The 2,455-nt window shown below is 77.4% G+C and carries 1 protein-coding gene and 1 pseudogene; one reads left to right on the top strand and one right to left on the bottom strand.

Features of this window, described 5'->3' with window-relative positions; translation table 11 throughout:
* A pseudogene (locus ACIWVC_RS03265) lies at window positions 1–1,306 on the bottom strand (nitrite reductase); the annotation flags it as partial.
* 148 nt (window positions 1,307–1,454) lie between these two features.
* On the opposite strand from ACIWVC_RS03265, the gene ACIWVC_RS03260 reads away from it, so the two are divergent.
* Window positions 1,455–2,423 (top strand): Acg family FMN-binding oxidoreductase, encoded by a 969-nt coding sequence (locus ACIWVC_RS03260; RefSeq protein ID WP_396445025.1) that lies wholly within the window; start codon window positions 1,455–1,457, stop codon window positions 2,421–2,423.
* Window positions 2,424–2,455 lie beyond the last annotated feature (32 nt).

Here is a 2,455-nt window from a genome sequence, read left to right as displayed (position 1 = left end):
GCATGTTGACCAGGCTCACCTCCACCACCCGCGTCCCCGACGCGGCCACCGTCTGCACCGGCGACGCGGTCTGGCCGCTGGCCGCGAACACGACCGCGGCCGCGGTCAGCAGGCAGCCGGCCGCCGTGCCGGCGATCGCCGGGGACACCCGGACGCCCAGCGACCGGACGAGGGCGGCGCCGGCGAGCAGCACGAACGCGGCCAGCGCGACGAGCAGCAGGATCCAGCCGGTGCGCGACAGCCATCCGGGCACGGGCAGCGCGAGCAGCGGCACCGCGACGTTGATCATGCCGACGTGGATCGTCCAGCCGCGGGCCGGCGGCGCCGGGAGCAGATGGGTGAAGACGCCGAGGAGCGTCTGCCCGACGAACCCGGCGAGGACGAACGGCATCAGCGGCTCGATGCCCTGGGCGACCTCGGCCGGCGGGCGGGTCGCGACGATGGACAGGTCGGCGGCCAGCGCCACGAGGAACCAGCCGGTCCCGGCGGCGAGCAGCCACGCGGCCGGGCTGCGCGGGCGCCGCCGCCGCAGGGCGCGGGCGAACGGGACGAGCGACACCGCGGTCCCCGCCGTGTAGAGCAGCAGCCCGGCCAGGGCCGCCCACCGCGCGTCCGCGGCGAGCCCCGCCACGGCGACGGCCAGGCCCGGCGCGGCCAGGCGCAGGGACAGCCGCGCGATCGCCGGGGTGTGCTCGGTGGCCGGGGTGCGCAGCACCGCGGGCCACAGCGTGAACAGGGTGCCGAGCACGGCCAGGCCGACCCAGCCGAGCAGGTTCGCGTGGATGTGCGCGGCCTCCAGGCGCATGTGCCACATGGCCGGGGCATGGCCCGAGGCCATCCACCCGCCGAGCGTCCCGCCGGCGATCAGGGCGAGGCCCGAGCAGGCGTACCAGGGCACCACGTGCCCGAACCGGCCGGGCCGCGCGCGCCGCGACCGGACGACCAGCACGGCGACATGGGCGCACACGACGCCGACGACGAGCACGGCCCCGGCCGTCGCCAGCTCCGGGTGCCCGTCGGTGGCGCCGCGCAGCACGGCGGCGACCCCGGCGTTGAGGGCGGCGAGCCGGACCGCCGGCCACCACCGGGGCGGGGCGGGCAGCCGCAGCACGGCGATGGCGAACTGGTCCGTCCAGGCGACGACGGCGTTGGTCACCGCGCCGAGCAGGAACACGTGGATGAGCAGCCACTGCGGGGCGGGCAGCCGGTCGCGGGCGACCACGGCGAGGGCGGTCAGGACGAGCCAGGCGAGCACGACGGCGTGCGCGGCGGCGTACCGGGGCGCGCGCAGACGATGAACGATCACGGCCCCAGAGTTCCGGGCGGGCGCGCGGCGTCAGGAGGGCCCAAGGTCCCGTCCTTGGTCCCCGCCGGGCGGGACCTTCGGCCCTGTGTCGCGCGCGCCGCAGGCCGGAAGCCTGTGAGGGCACAGCGGCAGCACGTGGAGGTGCGCCATGCCCCATCCGTTCGCGACCCGTGTCGGTGTCCGACGCCTGGTGACCGCGGCCATCGCGGCGCCGTCGGTGCACAACACGCAGCCCTGGTTCTTCCGGCTGGACGGGAGCGCGGCGGTACTGGAACTCCACGCCGACCCCGACCGCGCGCTGCCGGTGATCGACCCGCACGGCCGCGCCCTGCACATCAGCTGCGGCGCGGCGCTGTTCAACCTGCGGCTCGCGATCCGGGTGACCGGGCACCGGCCGCTGGTCGAGCCCCTCCCGGACCCCGCGCGGCGGCCGACCCTGCTCGCCGCCGTCCGGGCCGAGCCGGCGCCGATGCCGTCGCCGAGCCAGTCGGAGCTGTACGCGACGATCCCGCACCGGCGCACCAACCGCAGGCCGTTCGCCAAGCGGCGGGTGCCGCAGGTCGTCCGGGACGAGCTGATGGCCGCGGCCCGGGAGGAGGGCGCGGTGCTGAGCCTGCCCGGCCCGCAGACCACGGCGTACCTGCTCAGCCTCATCGCCGCGGCGGACGCCAAGCTCGTCGCCGACCCCGCCTACCTCGCCGAGCTGGCCCGCTGGACACCGGACCGCACCCGCGGCGACGGCGTCCCGTGGTACGCGTTCGGGCCGCGGCCGAGCGGCCGGGGCCTGCCGCTGCGCGACTTCGGCCCGGCGGCGCCGTCCGCCGGGCGGGACGTCGACGACTTCGCCGCCCGCCCGCAGCTCGCCGTCCTGCTCACCCGCGGCGACGGGCCCGCGGACTGGCTGCGGGCCGGGCAGGCGCTGCAGCGGGTCCTGCTCACCGCCGCGCGGCGCGGCGTGTCGAGCTCGCTGATGACCCAGCTGCTGGACGTGCGCGGGTCAGGGAGGGACGAGCACCGGTCGCACGGCCACATCCAGTCGATCATCCGGTTCGGCTACGGGCCGGTCGTGCCCGGCACGCCCCGCCGCCCCTACCCGGAAGTCCTCGAACGCGTCTGACCCCGCACACAGAGCCCGCACACAGAGCCCGC

The sequence above is a fragment of the Actinomadura sp. genome, assembly GCF_044508335.1.
Classification (GTDB): Bacteria; Actinomycetota; Actinomycetes; order Streptosporangiales; family Streptosporangiaceae; genus Spirillospora.
This window is presented reverse-complemented; position numbering and strand designations above follow the sequence as displayed.

Bases quoted from the DNA above. Each gene is read 5' to 3' on its own strand.
- ACIWVC_RS03260 (WP_396445025.1), top strand. From the start codon at position 1,455: ATGCCCCATCCGTTCGCGACCCGTGTCGGTGTCCGACGCCTGGTGACC.